General features: G+C 54.4%; 10 protein-coding genes. 7 read left to right on the top strand and 3 right to left on the bottom strand.

The features are described from left to right. Window positions 1-37: 37 nt before the first annotated feature. Window positions 38-1,837, bottom strand: a complete 1,800-nt coding sequence (locus JMI88_RS26825) for an ABC transporter substrate-binding protein (RefSeq protein WP_201365034.1) — start codon at window positions 1,835-1,837, stop codon at window positions 38-40. A gap of 752 nt (window positions 1,838-2,589) precedes the next feature. On the opposite strand from JMI88_RS26825, the gene JMI88_RS26820 reads away from it, so the two are divergent. Together JMI88_RS26820 and JMI88_RS26815 are read left to right on the top strand one after the other, a co-directional pair. Then, on the top strand, window positions 2,590-3,921 hold the full coding sequence (locus tag JMI88_RS26820; protein ID WP_201365033.1) for a WD40 repeat domain-containing protein: 1,332 nt from the start codon (window positions 2,590-2,592) through the stop codon (window positions 3,919-3,921). Window positions 3,922-4,170: 249 nt separating this feature from the next. Beyond that, on the top strand, window positions 4,171-5,331 hold the full coding sequence (locus tag JMI88_RS26815; protein ID WP_201365032.1) for a GntR family transcriptional regulator: 1,161 nt from the start codon (window positions 4,171-4,173) through the stop codon (window positions 5,329-5,331). Window positions 5,332-5,428: 97 nt separating this feature from the next. Here JMI88_RS26815 and JMI88_RS26810 read toward each other — a convergent pair whose 3' ends face one another. Continuing rightward, entirely contained in the window at window positions 5,429-6,568 is a 1,140-nt protein-coding gene (locus tag JMI88_RS26810) for a zinc-binding dehydrogenase (RefSeq protein ID WP_201365031.1), read from the bottom strand. Window positions 6,569-6,655: 87 nt separating this feature from the next. Then, window positions 6,656-7,537 carry a R2-like ligand-binding oxidase gene (locus JMI88_RS26805; protein ID WP_201365030.1) on the bottom strand — a complete coding sequence of 294 codons (882 nt, stop codon included), beginning with the start codon at window positions 7,535-7,537 and terminating at the stop codon, window positions 6,656-6,658. A 440-nt stretch (window positions 7,538-7,977) separates the two neighbouring features. Between JMI88_RS26805 and JMI88_RS26800 the strand changes: the two genes are divergently transcribed. From JMI88_RS26800 to JMI88_RS26780, 5 genes are all read left to right on the top strand, one after another. Next, window positions 7,978-9,144: an acyl-CoA dehydrogenase family protein gene (locus JMI88_RS26800; RefSeq protein WP_201365029.1), complete on the top strand. Its 1,167-nt coding sequence runs from the start codon at window positions 7,978-7,980 to the stop codon at window positions 9,142-9,144. Next, window positions 9,144-10,292: an acetyl-CoA acetyltransferase gene (locus tag JMI88_RS26795; protein ID WP_201365028.1), complete on the top strand. Its 1,149-nt coding sequence runs from the start codon at window positions 9,144-9,146 to the stop codon at window positions 10,290-10,292. The genes JMI88_RS26800 and JMI88_RS26795 overlap by 1 nt, the downstream gene beginning before the upstream one ends. A 9-nt stretch (window positions 10,293-10,301) precedes the next feature. Next, entirely contained in the window at window positions 10,302-10,712 is a 411-nt protein-coding gene (locus JMI88_RS26790) for a Zn-ribbon domain-containing OB-fold protein (RefSeq protein WP_201365027.1), read from the top strand. A 47-nt stretch (window positions 10,713-10,759) separates the two neighbouring features. Further along, on the top strand, window positions 10,760-12,901 hold the full coding sequence (locus JMI88_RS26785) for an acetate--CoA ligase family protein (RefSeq protein ID WP_201365026.1): 2,142 nt from the start codon (window positions 10,760-10,762) through the stop codon (window positions 12,899-12,901). Window positions 12,902-12,995: 94 nt separating this feature from the next. Continuing rightward, complete coding sequence (locus tag JMI88_RS26780; RefSeq protein ID WP_201365025.1) at window positions 12,996-13,754, top strand: SDR family NAD(P)-dependent oxidoreductase; 759 nt, start codon at window positions 12,996-12,998, stop codon at window positions 13,752-13,754. Window position 13,755: the final 1 nt, after the last annotated feature.

Here is a 13,755-nt window from a genome sequence, read left to right as displayed (position 1 = left end):
AATGGTTATCGGGATGCTTTATGATTGGGTGTTCGCGCTACGCTTTTCCAGTCGGCTTAAGGCTGCCGATCACAAACAGGAATTGTCCCCACCAGTTGGAGGGAACCTGGTAGAGGTTGTCATCGGTGGGCCAGTTGGTCCAGTAGCTGTTATTAAAGATGGTTGGATAGGTTGTCTGGTAGAGCGGTATCAGTGGCATGTCTTTGTAGTAGGCCTCTAATCCCTGGCTGAACAACTGCTTGCTGGCGCTGCTAGAAGGGTCGGTGCTATCCAGTTTGGTCGCGATATCGCTCAGGTCTTTATACTGGGCCCGCAAAACATTACCACCGGCGCTGGCATCCTGATTGATAGGCTTGCTTCTGCTGATCTCAAAACCAGTGTACAACTGCCCCGGATCAAAGACGTCGCCGCACAACCACCAGGTGGTGATGTCAAACTGCCCATTATTGAGCTTGTTGGTCCACACCGAGTTCTCGTAGAAGCGGACGGTTGCTCCAACACCGACCTTGTTCAATTCTTCCGCCAGTTTCTGTCCATTGATATATTCGGGATCTCCGACTTTGGACGAAGTCATGATCTCGTATTGCAATGGCTGTCCTTTGTAGCTGCGCTTTCCGCTGCTATCCGCTTTGGCTCCCATCTGGTCGAGCAGGTCTTTTGCCTTTTGCGGATCGTAGGTCAAGGCATACTTTGAGGCGACAGCCGGATCGGACCATTTGTCGTTGGCAGGATAATCTGCCCAGGGATACTGCGCCGGCGGAGTCGGCAAAGGCCAGACGGTCGATCCCAGGGTCTTGCGATCAATCAAATATGAGATGGCCCAGTGCATGCGCGGATCAGCAAGCAAGCCTTTGGAGGGATCACTATTGATACCAATGGCGCGTGGACAGGGGTCGCGGAACTTGCTCTCGATGATGATGTTGCTGTAGCTATTTTTCAAGGCCACACCGTGCTGGTAGTCAAAAGCTGGCACATCCACCTGGGCCCGCTTAAATTGTTCTACCTCTGAGTCCATACTGGGCGCGGTACGATAGACCACATACTCTGGCTTGGGGTCTAGCTCGTCTTTGTTCCAGTAGTTGGGGTCTTTCTTCCAGATATACATAAACTGCGATGGAATGGTGCGGTCGATCTTGTATGGTCCGGTCCAGACCGGTGGATTGGCTTTGAAGGTCATGGGATTCTGCTTGGACCAGATATGCTCCGGGACAATCTCCTGAGAGCCGACGATGGAACAAATAAAGTTGTAGTGGAAACGGGGATTAGCGGTTTTTAGGTCAAAGAGCACGGTGTGCTCATCTGGCGCTGTTACGGACTTGACGTAAGGCGTATAGCTGGATGCGCCGATCAGCGCGGAGTTCCCCAGTAACATTTGAATGGTAAACACCACATCCTTGGAGGTAAAGGGGTTTCCATCATTCCAGTGTGCTTTGGGATTCAGGCTTAAGGTCATCTGGGTATGATCGTTGTTGTATTTCCAGCCCGTTGCCAGCCAGGGCTTGATTTCACCGCTGATCATGTTGTAGTAAAAGAGGAATTCTTTACAGATCTGACCAAAACCTGTCTCGTATTCCTGCCCGTTTGGAATGAAGGGATTAAAACTGTCGAAGACAGCGAACTGTGGACTTTGATCAACAATAACGGTCTGGTTGCGCGGCGTAGGTGAAAGAGATTGCGATTGCTGTTTCTGCGGAGAACTATCGCTACATGCAGCCAGCACATTGCCTAAGGCCAGGCTCCCTCCTGTTAAAAGCATTAGCTGCAGCGCTTGCCGGCGTGACATGGATAGTTGCTCTGCGGTTTCATTGGACTGCTCAACGTACGGTTGCTCAGACATGAAAATACCCCTTTCCCGTATCAATCTGCGAAGATTGGCGGTTGTGTTTGGCTGGCATATGACTGCGTCTGTAGCGGCTCCCTGAGCGTACAAAGCGCGCATAAGCCAGTACTACCTACATGGACACATCGTTGTCATGTTTACCAGCTGGGTAATGTAAGGGTCGTGGTAACTGGAGGCAATACTATGATTGTAGCCAGAGATTGGAAGCTGAGAAAAACCTGGGGTAAAGCTGTCTACACATTCCATAGGCATCCTCCTTGATACCGCTGTTTTCACTTGTGCAAGCTCAAACATAGTTGTGCCATACTGGCACAATAGAAAGACATATGGCATCCTGTACCATTACGCGCTCTCTTTAGCTGGCTAAAAGGCTTTTTCTTGCCGTGTTTGCCCTATTAAGTAGAGTTCAAAGGCCCCTTTCGCTCATCATAAGTATGATTCAAAGGTCTCTTTGCTAGCTTAATAGGTGGATCATCAAAGTGGAAAGCTCTTTTCCAGGGCTTTAAGAGCATCTCCTGCTTCTTCTCATCCTCCTACACCGTGGCAGGTGGCAAGAAACATACACTAGAAGTCTTTAAAAATCAATAATGACTTCTTGCAAATTATCTACACAAGTTATATTAATAAAATATAGATCACTTTGTCAATAGTTGGAAACAAATTTACAAAATTTGTCTTTTTGAACTCGTAATTTGTCTATCTATTAGGTATACTAATTCCATGCTGTATTGACAAGGAGGTCACCCCATATGGACAACTATACAAAACAGCATCATAGTCCTTATTTTGCCTGGAAAACATGTTCGCGCCGTGCTATTTTACGTAGTGGTGTACTCCTGGGTGGAGCGCTTTTGAGCGGCGGCTGCGCTCTTGATCTGCCGGCACGAGTAGATACTACCGCCGTGAAAAAATCTGTCGATCAACTGGTATGTGATGTGCCCTGGCAAGGGGTAGACTTTGCCTGGCTACCAGATAATAAACATATTGCCTGCGCCAGTAATCAGGGGCTATCTGTAATCGATGTTCTGCATCAACAGCAACAGTGGAAACAAAAAAACTGGCCCGGGTATCACTATGCCGATGCCCATACGGTAGCCTGGTCGGCCGATGGGACGCGCCTGCTCTATGTGACTGATAAAGCGTTCCTGGTACAAAATACGCTCAGCGGCGAGAATCTGTGGACCCATGCTATGCTACCCTCGACAACGCGGTCCATCGCGTTCTCAGCCGACGGCACACGCGTCGCCTTTACTCAGCCACAGTCTGGTGCCTCTGGTCCGGCTACTCTACAGGTGTGGGATGTCCATATCCAGCGCTTGCTCGCGCAATATCAGGTATCGTCCAAGAAAAGTATGCTTGTCTGGTCACCCGACAGTACGCTGCTGGCCGTCAATGGTCAGGATGGCTCTGCGCAGGTATATCAAGGCTCTGACGGTCATCTTCTCTGGCGCTATGAGGCTCAGAGTGCTACGAGTCCTCTCACCCTGTTAAGCTGGTCACCGGATAGTTCTGCGCTGGCTTTTTCTACTCCTGGAGTACAGGGACAGGGGGCATTGGAGGTTCGAGATGCTCGGAGTGGTCATGCGCGTTTCCACATCGCGGCGATGATCAGTCCCAATGCACCCAACAGTAAAGATAGAAGTATTTCCTGGTCGCCCGATAGCCAGCGTATGACCTTTACTATTATCGGTCAGCATAGCTCGACGATGGTCGTTTGCTCCAGTCAGACAGGCCAGCGCCTCTTCTCCTGCCAACCTGTATCTGGCCAGCCTGTCTATGCAACCTGGTCGCCCAATGGCAACTACCTGGCTGCCGGCAATTATCTGGTGGGCGGCAGTGAGTTGGTACAGGGAGATAACGGCAATCGCTCGGTGATACAATTCTGGGATGCGCATACTGGGAAAACGTTGTTCTCGTATTCTGCACCTAAGAACCCGGGTCAATTATCCTGGTCGCCAGATAGCCAATATCTCGCTACAATTACTCCGAAAGCCTATGGCATTCTATCTAATAAGACATGTCTCTCTATGTGCCGCTATGGATATGATGACTATGCGTTGCAGGTCTTTCAAGTTCCTTGAAGACTATAGGCCATATCGGTTGCGGGAATAGATAGATTGTATTATATTGAATCCCACAATTGATTGCTATGCTTATATTGTGCATTTTACGCCGGGCAGCAGCCTTAAACACATGTACAAATTTGTATACACAAATTTGTACATGAAGAGGCCAGATAGGTGCTTTCTTCCTTGCGGTGTGAGATGATACAATTGATTCGCTATATTTACTACTATCTGTCCATTCATCCAGTGAAGGAATTTCGTACTGTGCAAAAACCTGAAAAAGAGTCACATGCGAAGACTATGAAGGCCATGTATACGCAAATTGTCAGCGAGCTGCGGGCGCGTATTCTGTCTGGTGAGTTAACTCAAGGGAGCCGCATTTCAACTGAGTTCGAGATCGCTCAACACTATCATGTGAGCCGGGGAACTGTACGCCAGGCTCTGAGTGAGTTGACTCGTGAGGGATTGCTGGAACGCATTCAAGGCAGTGGTACGTTCGTGCGCTCATCTGCACCTGCGCATGAAACGGAGGCGACGCTTCCAGCACAGAAAAATATCGGGGTCATTTTGAGCCAGGCTACCGATGAGCTGAATATGAAGTTGCTCCGAGGCATTGAACAGGCGGTTAAATCACGTGGCTACCAGGTGATTTTCGCCTATAGTGAAGAGAATGATCAGCTGCTGGCTCGCGATATTGCGCGCTTGCAACTTACTACTGCTGGCCTGATACTTTTCCCACTCAGCAATAGATCGACCGATAGCGCTATCACTCGTTTGAAGCAGATTGGTTTTCCCTTTGTGCTGGTTGATCGCTATCTGGCTGATCTGGATAGCGACTATGTGGTGTCAGATAACATGGGTGGGGGCTATCGGGCGACTGAACATCTGGCGATTCTGGGACATACACGGATTGGCTTTGCCTATTCTCGTGCGGGTGACATGCAGACAACGTCGGTGCGCGATCGCTGGGAAGGCTATCGCAAGGCGCTAAACGAATACCAGCGCCCTTTCGATGATTCCTTGCTCTTGACCGATCTGCCTACTGATGCGGAACCTGATGCCGCTCTCTTCGATGCCACCGTGCGGCGGCCAGATCGCCCTGGCGCTATTTTTACGGTGAATGACTGGGTGGCGCTGGAATTTATTAAGGCCGCCGCCCGCACGGGTGTGCGCATTCCTGAAGATCTGGCCATCGTTGGTTTCGATGATTTGAGCTATGCTGAGCATTTAAGCGTGCCGCTCACGACCGTTGCGCAGCAGGGTATTGCGATGGGAATGCAGGCTGGTACCCTGCTGATCAATCGCATTGAGAAACATGTTCTCGGCGAGGCTAAACATATTGTGTTACCAACCCAGTTGATTGTGCGCCAGTCGTGCGGCGCACGCCTGCAGGTGCTCAGCTCACCCGATGATAAACCTTGTTAATCCATGTCGCCGCAACCCGACAATTGATCCTGAGCCCGTAACACATATTTTGCGCCCCTTACGGACGATTTTTACCTTATCTGCACGAAGAAAAGGTCTATTCCTTGAAGCGAATCAGCTGTCGGATAGCTGTTCCCTGGGCCAGGCGGTCAAAACCTGTGTTGATCTCTTCCAGGGTGATCGAGGGACTCAGCAGTTCATCCAGCGGTAGTTTACCGCTCATATACAGATGAGCCAGGCGCGCTATATCCCGGCGCGGGACCGCCGATCCCATGAAGCAGCCTTGAATCACTTTTTCCTGTACAACCATGGCGGCGGCATGCACTGAGAGAAATTTGTCACTGGGTGGAATGCCTACGGCAATGGCTTTTCCACCTGGACGAATGGCCTTGAAGGCCTGGGCCAGCACGTCGGTGTTGCCAACGATATCGAAGGCGTAGGCGGCTCCTCCCTTTGTCAGTTCCCTGATCGCGGCCACTGGATCATCTTTGCCAGCTTCAATGGTATGGTCGGCTCCCAGGCGCCTGGCCAGTTCAAATTTGGAGGGCAGCATGTCAACGGCGATGATGGGTGAGGCCCCTGCCAACTTCGCCCCCATGATCGCGCTTAAGCCAACTCCGCCCAGGCCAAAGACGACTACCGACTCACCGGCCGCGACTCTGGCCGTGTTGACGATCGCTCCTACCCCCGTGATCAGGGCGCATCCCAGCAGGGCCGCTTTATCCAGCGGCACATCACGATCTATGACCACCAGCGATTCCTGCGACACCACAGTAAATTGTGAGAAGGCCGAGGTGGCTGTAAAATAGCTAATCGGTTGACCACTGGCTGTACTGAACCGCCGCGCGCCGCTAAGCAGGGTGCCGCGCGCGCTGGCGATACTGCCATTCTTACAGAGGACGGGACGCCCCACAGCGCAGTTGTCGCAGTGACCACACATTGGCACGAATGAAAAAACCACATGGTCATCGACCTTAAGATCCGCAACCCCTGGACCCACTTCCCGCACAATGCCGCTGGCCTCATGCCCCAGAATCATAGGATTGGGAAGCTGCGGATACATGGAGCCATTGATCACCGAGAGATCCGAATGGCACAGACCCGCGCTCACCACCTCCACCAGCACCTCCCCTGGACCCGGCGCAGCCAGTTCAACCTTTTCAACACTTAACGGATTCGAATCCGCATAAGGGGCAGCCTTGCCTACCTCATACAATACAGCAGCCTTTACCTGCATTCTCGCCTCCTTCGTAGGTTCGGGCCTTGCGCCCGATTTCTACCTCATCGCCCGAATTTTTATTTACATACAACGTTTAAAATCATGTTATACTGCTTCGGCTTCTTCGCTCTCGGGTGCCTGATAGACCTGTTCAAGGCTCTGGTTGCGAGCACGGCTAATTCGCTTGAGCCGCTTCTCAAATTGTTGGCGGGCGTAGTCGCGAATGACATCTGGCGTTCCGTCCTGCTCCTGGTGGCGCACGATGGCGGCGTACAATTCGTTCATGCGCACCTCAACCAGCGGCCAGAGGGCCGGATCCTCGGCGACCAGGCGAGAGATTAAAAAGACCCCATAGGCAATGTGGCGGGATTCGTCGCGCTTGATCAGGGCGATGCCTTGCCTGAAGCCGGGCATGATGTTGCCTTCGTCCAGCATGCGCGAGAAGCTAAAATACCCGGTCTCCGCCAGCACCCCTTCGACGATCATATTATAGAGGACTGAGGCACGCGCCTGATTGATAGGAGATGGATCGGCCAGCAGGAGATTCATGGTCCGTGGCAGTTCGTCGGCAAATATATCTCGCCCGCCACTGGCTGAGCGTCCCTCATGCAAGTCGTTGTGCTCTTGCAATACTTCGTCCAGCACGCGGCGGAAAAACTCTGTGTGCTTGGCCTCTTCCCACAAGAAAGTGGTCAAGAACATTTCCTCTTCCAGCCGACCTTCGCGGGCAATGGTCATAATCAGGGGTAGCAGATCGAGGGTGACCGCCTCTTCTCCCGCCTGGAAGGCGATCACGCTGCGGCGGACGGCTTCTCGCTTCTCATCAGGTAAGCTCAGCCAATCCTGGCGATCGTGCGTGAGATCGATAGCGCGTGGGTCCCAGATGCCTAACTTCTTGGCTTTATGATAGAGGCGCATTGGCAGGATGTCCTGGCGGAGACCGCTGCTACTCAGTGTCGTATAGGTCCGTTTGGGAACTGCTGTCATAGGAGCCCTCCTTAACCGGATGTGAATGTATAGCATTCATTTAAGTGAGCTTGCGTAGATAGGCATTCGATACACATCAGTGTATTTTCTCAACAAATGAAAGTCAAGTAGGTGCCGGGCTGGCGCGGGCTCCAAGCCGGGGCAAGCCCGGCACCTACGGGCAAACATATAACGGACACCCGGCAAAATCGCCTCCATTGAATATTCACCTAAAATATGCTACGCTTGTGCACAAGATCTACATTATCAACAATCCTCTACCTTCAGCGGATAGCGACAAGCAAAAGGAACGAGAAGCATGCTACCACCAGCAGACATTCACCAGGATGCGTGAATGTCTGCCTATCTTTTTTATGATCCCGTTATGGGCCGAAGACCAGGGTGGTCTTCTCTAATATCTGCGAGGTCACGCCTCTACCGACAGTGCAAAGGAGCCAGTGATGGATTTTAGCCTGACCGATGAACAGAAGATGGTTCAGCAGACCGTTCGTGATTTTGTGAAGAGAGAGTTGTTTCCCCTGGAAGGCGATGTGCTGCGCAATGAGCGCGAGGGGCGACCCGGCATTGAACCCGCGAAGATCCGAGAATTGCAACGTAAGGCCAGGGAGATGGGCTTCTGGGGCATTAATACACCCGAGGAGTATGGTGGGGCGAATCTCGGCCCGCTGATGACGGCGGTCGTGAGCATGGAACTGGCGCGTACCTTTGTGCCGTTTGCCTTTGGCGGTAACGCCGACAATATCCTCTATTACTGCAATGAAGAACAGAAACAGCGCTATTTGATCCCAACCATCAATGGCGAGCGCCGCTCTTGCTTCGCGCTGACCGAGCCCGGCGCTGGCTCTGATGCCGCCAATATTCAGATGCGGGCCATCCAGGATGGCGATGATTGGATTCTGAATGGTGAGAAGGTCTTCATTACTAATGGTAATGAGGCGGACTTTGCGATGGTCTTTGCGGTCACAGACGCTGAGAAGGGGGCACATGGCGGCGTGACCTGTTTTCTGGTCGATCGCGATATGGGATGGCGCTCTACCTATATCCATACCATGGGTGAATGGGGACCGGCCTCGTTGTATTTTGAGAATGTGCGCGTGCCGTCCAAAAATATCCTTGGCAAGCTCAACGGAGGATTTAACCTGGGCATGCAGTGGATCGGGGCGGGCCGCTGGGTGATCGCTTGCCGCGCAGTGGGCGTGGCCGAGCGTGCCTTGCAGATGGCGATCGATTATTCGCATACACGCGTGACCTTTGGCAAGCCGATTGCTGATCGCCAGGCTATTCAGTGGATGATCGCGGATTCGCATGTTGAGATTGAGGCGACGCGCTGGCTGGCGCTCTATGCAGCCTGGCTGGCGGAACAGAAACAGGATAATCGCCATGCCTCTTCGATCGCCAAGTTACATGGCTCCAATATGGTCAATCACGTTATCGATCGTGTGCTGCAAATTCATGGTGGGATGGGCTATACCAAAGAGTTGCCGGTGGAACGCTGGTACCGCGAAGTGCGCCTCTGGCGTATCTTTGAGGGTACCGATGAGATTCAGCGCTTCATTATTTCGCGTAACCTCTTGCGCGGCCATGTCAAAGTTGGGGAGGCACTTTAATGGGCCCCTCACGTGGAGCAGCCATTGTCGGAGTGGCCGAGTCAGATCTCGGTCGCACCCCGGATAAAACGGTGCTCCAACTGCAAGCGCAAGCGGCTCGGGCCGCGCTGGATGATGCAGGGCTGACCTTCGATGATGTTGAGGCGCTGTTCGGCGCTGGCAACTGGGCCTGGTCCCCCAATCTGATGCTGGCCGAATATCTGGGCATCCAGCCTGAGTATACCGATTCAACGAACATTGGTGGCTCTTCCTTTGAAACCCATATCGGGCATGCGCTGGCTGGCATTGAGGCGGGACTCTTCGATGTGGCCTTGATTACGTATGGCAGCACGCAACGCTCCGATCGCTCGCGTCAGCGCAGTCCTGCCTCCTTTAAGCTGACAGAACAATTCGAGCCGCTCTTTGGTCTGCCGACTCCCGTGGGAGCTTACGCTCTGGCGGCGATGCGCCATATGCATGAATATGGTACGACCAGTGAGCAGCTGGCCGAGGTGGCGGTGGCCACGAGAAAATGGGCTACAATGAACGAGAAGGCCATGATGCGCGAGCCGATCAGTATTGCCGATGTGCTGAATTCTCGCTGGGTGGCTGAGCCGCTACACTTGCTGGATTGCTGCCTGGTAACGGATGGCGGGGGCGCGGTCGTTGTCGCTTCAGCCGACAGGGCTCGCTCCACGCGTAAGCCGCCGGTCTGGATCCTCGGCCACGGCGAGTCGCATACCCATAATACTATCGCGAACATGCCTGATCTGGCTACCCATCAAGCGGCTATTGCTTCTGGTAAAGCGGCCTTCGCCAGAGCCGGGATGACGCCGAACGACATCGATGTGGCTGAAATCTATGATTCGTTCACGATTACGGTGCTGCTGACCCTGGAGGCGCTGGGCTTTTGTGGCCCGGGCGAGGGCGGAGCCTTTGTCAGTGGACAGCGGACGGCTCCCGGCGGCCCCTTCCCAATGAACACCAATGGCGGTGGACTCTCTTACTGCCATCCTGGCATGTATGGTATCTTCTTACTAATTGAGGCGGCGCGGCAGTTGCGTGGTGAATGTGGCTCACGCCAGGTCGAGGGCGCGCGCGTCGCGCTGGCCCACGGAACCGGAGGAGTGCTCTCGTCGGCCGCGACGGTTATTCTGGGAAAGGATTAATTGAACATTATGCCTGAACAAGTGCCGGCCTCGCTGCTTCAGCAGGATAGCGATTCGCGTCCCTACTGGGATGGTCTGGCGCAGGGTGAACTGCGTATCCAGCGTTGCGCCAGCTGCTCAAAGGCGGTATTCTATCCGCGCTCGCTCTGCCCGCACTGCCATGCCGCGACCTTGAACTGGATTGTCGCCACCGGCAGGGGCAGCATCTATTCTTACACCGTTGTCCACCAGGCATATGGAGCGTTCGCCACGGCTACCCCATTTGTTGTCGCGCTCATCGAGCTGGAAGAGGGCGTGCGCCTGATGTCGCGCCTGGTCGACCCTCCCCATGAACGCATTCAAATTGGAGCACCAGTGCAGGTCGTCTTCCAAAACGTCGACGAAAACCTCACGCTCCCCTATTTTCGAATCATCCCATAGATTCGGAGCTTGTGCCCTTTGTGGGCACCGCGTGCGAGGTAATAAAGATGTTACCATCCCGACATATAACAACGGAGCAGTTGTACCGCTTCTTTCGGCCACGCAATATCGCGCTGATTGGAGCTACCGATAGTTCACGCTGGTCAATTTATACCTTTGATAATCTGAGGAATTTCGGCTTTTCAGGTCCCGTTTACCTGATTAATCCCAATCGGGAGATTGTGCATGGTCAGCGTGCCTTTCGCTCGTTGCGCGATGTGCCCGAGGTGGTGGGCCTGGCGTTTGTGATGGTGTCGACGGCTCGCGTGCTCCCTATTGTGCAGGAGGCAGCTGAGCTGGGTACAACGCGCTTCGTCGTGTTGACCTCCGGCTTTAGCGAGACGGGCGATACTGGCGCTCAGCTTGAGCAGGATTTGCTTGATTATGCTCGGGCTCATTCTCTGACCATCCTGGGTCCAAATGGCAATGGCTTCATTAATATCACCGATCAGATTACGCCCTATGGTCTGCCCATTACACCGCCGCTCAAGGCCGGTCCGGTCGGGGTGGTCCTGCAAAGTGGCGCGCTCACCAGTGCGGTACTGGCCTTCGCCCAGGGACATGCCATTGGCCTGAGCTTGCTGGTCGCCATGGGCAACGAAAGCATGATCTCCGTGACCGATGTGGTGGACTATCTGCTCGACGATGAGTCTACGCGCTCCATCGCGCTTTTCCTGGAGTCCGTGCGCCATCCCTCTGAGTTGCGGCGCGTAGCTGAGAAGGCTCGCGCGCTCGGCAAGGCCATTGTGGCGCTCAAGATCGGCAGGAGCGAGGCCAGTTCACGCAGCGCCCTGGCCCATACTGGCGCGCTGGTCGGGAATGATGCCATCAATGCGGCAGCCTTTCGCCAGCTCGGCATTATCCGCGTCTCCTCTCTTGAAGATCTGTTGACGACCGCTGCCCTGGCAGGCTATAGCCAGCCACTCCCGGGACGCCGCATGGGAGTCGTCACTCCATCCGGCGGTGCTTGCGACATTATTTCGGACCTGGCAGAAGAGGTGGGATTACAGGTGCCAGAATTCGCTTCCACGACCATAGAACAGCTGCAGTCGGTGCTGCCCCCGTTCTCCACCAGCCATAATCCGCTGGATGTGACCGGCTATGTGGTGGTGGATGCGACGCTACAGCAGCGTGCGCTTGAGGTGGTAGTTAATGATCCTAACATCGATTTCGTGCTGAATCTCACGACCGTTGAGGGGGGTCGCGAGCCTACGCCCGAGACGCTGGCCACGACGCTGCCGCTCTATGATAATCTGACCCGCATTATCCGCGCGGCGCCGTGCCCGGTCATTCTTACCACCAATACCTGCATGGATCTGCCGGCAACGACACGCGTGGTGGTCGAGCGTACTGGCCTGCACTTTATCGCCGGATTGGAACATGGTGTGCGCGCCCTGGGTAGATTCCTCTGGTGGTCTGAACAATTTCAGGCTCCCCAGGAGAATGCAGCGCAGGTGAGGACGCCGCTGCCATCTCTGACCTTCGAGCCTACCAGCGGAACGTGGTCGGAAGCGCGTGCTCGCTCGCTCCTGCAGCAGGCCTCCATTCCACTGGTGCCGGGACAACTGGCTACGACGGTCGAGGCGGCGGTTTCGGCTGCTCGTACGCTGGGTCTACCTGTCGCGCTCAAGATACAATCGCCGGTGCTGCCTCATAAAAGCGATATTGGAGGTGTCGCGCTTAATTTGCGGACGGAAGAAGAGGTCTCTACAGCCTTTGGCGCTATGCTGAAACGTGTTCAGGACCAGGCTCCAGAGGTAGAGATTGAGGGCATTCTAGTCACGCCGATGCGTCCACGCGGCCTTGAGCTGTTGGTCGGCATTGTGCGCGACCCTATCTGGGGCCTTGTGCTCACGCTCGGCCTGGGAGGCGTCTGGACGGAGGTGCTCAACGATACGGCGGTCCGTGTGCTGCCGGTTCAACCTTCTGAGATCCTCACCATGCTGGATGAACTGCGCGGCGCGGCTCTGCTGCGTGGCGCACGTGGCCAGGAGGCTGTCGACCTGCCGCAACTTGGCCAGGTCATCCATCGCATCTGCACGCTCGCGCTGGCCTTAGGACCTCATTTGAGCGCGCTGGAAATCAATCCTCTGCTGGTTCAGGCTGGCTTGATTGAGGCCCTGGATGTGCTGATCAGCTGGCAAGAGTAACATCCTACCCGCTGGCTTGCTCTATGTAACAACAGGCAGGCATAATAACAATCTCATTATTTCTATGCCGATAGATAGGAAAGGACATGTAATCATGGGTAAACTTGATGGACGAGTAGCTTTTGTCACCGGTGCTGGTAGAGGTATTGGAGCGGCCACCGCTCTGCGCCTGGCTGAGGATGATGCGCAGGTCGTGGTGGCCGATATCGATACCGATAGCTGCCAGCAAGTGGTGGCTGAAATAGAGAAGATTGGCGCACAGGCGCTGGCAGTCCCTTGTAACGTGACCGAGAAAGACGCGGTAGAGTCGGCCATCCAGCAAGCGGTCGAGCGCTTCGGGCGCCTGGATATCCTGGTCAATAATGCCGGGGTGACGCGCGACAATTTGCTCTTTAAAATGACCGATGATGACTGGGAAACGGTCATGAATGTGCATCTGCGTGGAGCGTTCCTTTGTAGCCGCGCGGCCCAGGTACACATGGTCAAACAAAAGTATGGGCGCATCATCTCGCTGTCGTCCACGTCCGCCCTGGGCAATCGTGGTCAGAGCAATTATTCCGCCGCCAAAGCTGGACTCCAGGGGCTGACGCGCACGCTGGCCATCGAACTGGGACCTTTCGGGATTACGGCGAACGCGGTTGCTCCGGGCTTTATCGATACCGAGATGACGCGTGCGACGGCGCGCCGCATGGGTTTTGATCCTCAGGAACGCATTGATGCGGCCTCCAAGGCGATTCCTGTGCGCCGTGTGGGCCAGCCACGCGATGTCGCTAATGTCATTAACTTCCTGGCGTCCGAAGAGTCAGGCTATGTCAGCGGTCAGATCATCTACGTCGCCGGTGGTCCGCGCTAAG

Source organism: Dictyobacter formicarum (genome assembly GCF_016587435.1).
Note: the sequence above shows the minus strand (reverse complement) of the source record. Positions and strands in the feature narration are given on the sequence as shown.

Bases quoted from the DNA above. Each gene is read 5' to 3' on its own strand.
- JMI88_RS26825 (WP_201365034.1), bottom strand. From the start codon at position 1,837: ATGTCTGAGCAACCGTACGTTGAGCAGTCCAATGAAACCGCAGAGCAA.
- JMI88_RS26820 (WP_201365033.1), top strand. From the start codon at position 2,590: ATGGACAACTATACAAAACAGCATCATAGTCCTTATTTTGCCTGGAAA.
- JMI88_RS26810 (WP_201365031.1), bottom strand. From the start codon at position 6,568: ATGCAGGTAAAGGCTGCTGTATTGTATGAGGTAGGCAAGGCTGCCCCT.
- JMI88_RS26805 (WP_201365030.1), bottom strand. From the start codon at position 7,537: ATGACAGCAGTTCCCAAACGGACCTATACGACACTGAGTAGCAGCGGT.
- JMI88_RS26800 (WP_201365029.1), top strand. From the start codon at position 7,978: ATGGATTTTAGCCTGACCGATGAACAGAAGATGGTTCAGCAGACCGTT.
- JMI88_RS26795 (WP_201365028.1), top strand. From the start codon at position 9,144: ATGGGCCCCTCACGTGGAGCAGCCATTGTCGGAGTGGCCGAGTCAGAT.
- JMI88_RS26790 (WP_201365027.1), top strand. From the start codon at position 10,302: ATGCCTGAACAAGTGCCGGCCTCGCTGCTTCAGCAGGATAGCGATTCG.
- JMI88_RS26785 (WP_201365026.1), top strand. From the start codon at position 10,760: ATGTTACCATCCCGACATATAACAACGGAGCAGTTGTACCGCTTCTTT.
- JMI88_RS26780 (WP_201365025.1), top strand. From the start codon at position 12,996: ATGGGTAAACTTGATGGACGAGTAGCTTTTGTCACCGGTGCTGGTAGA.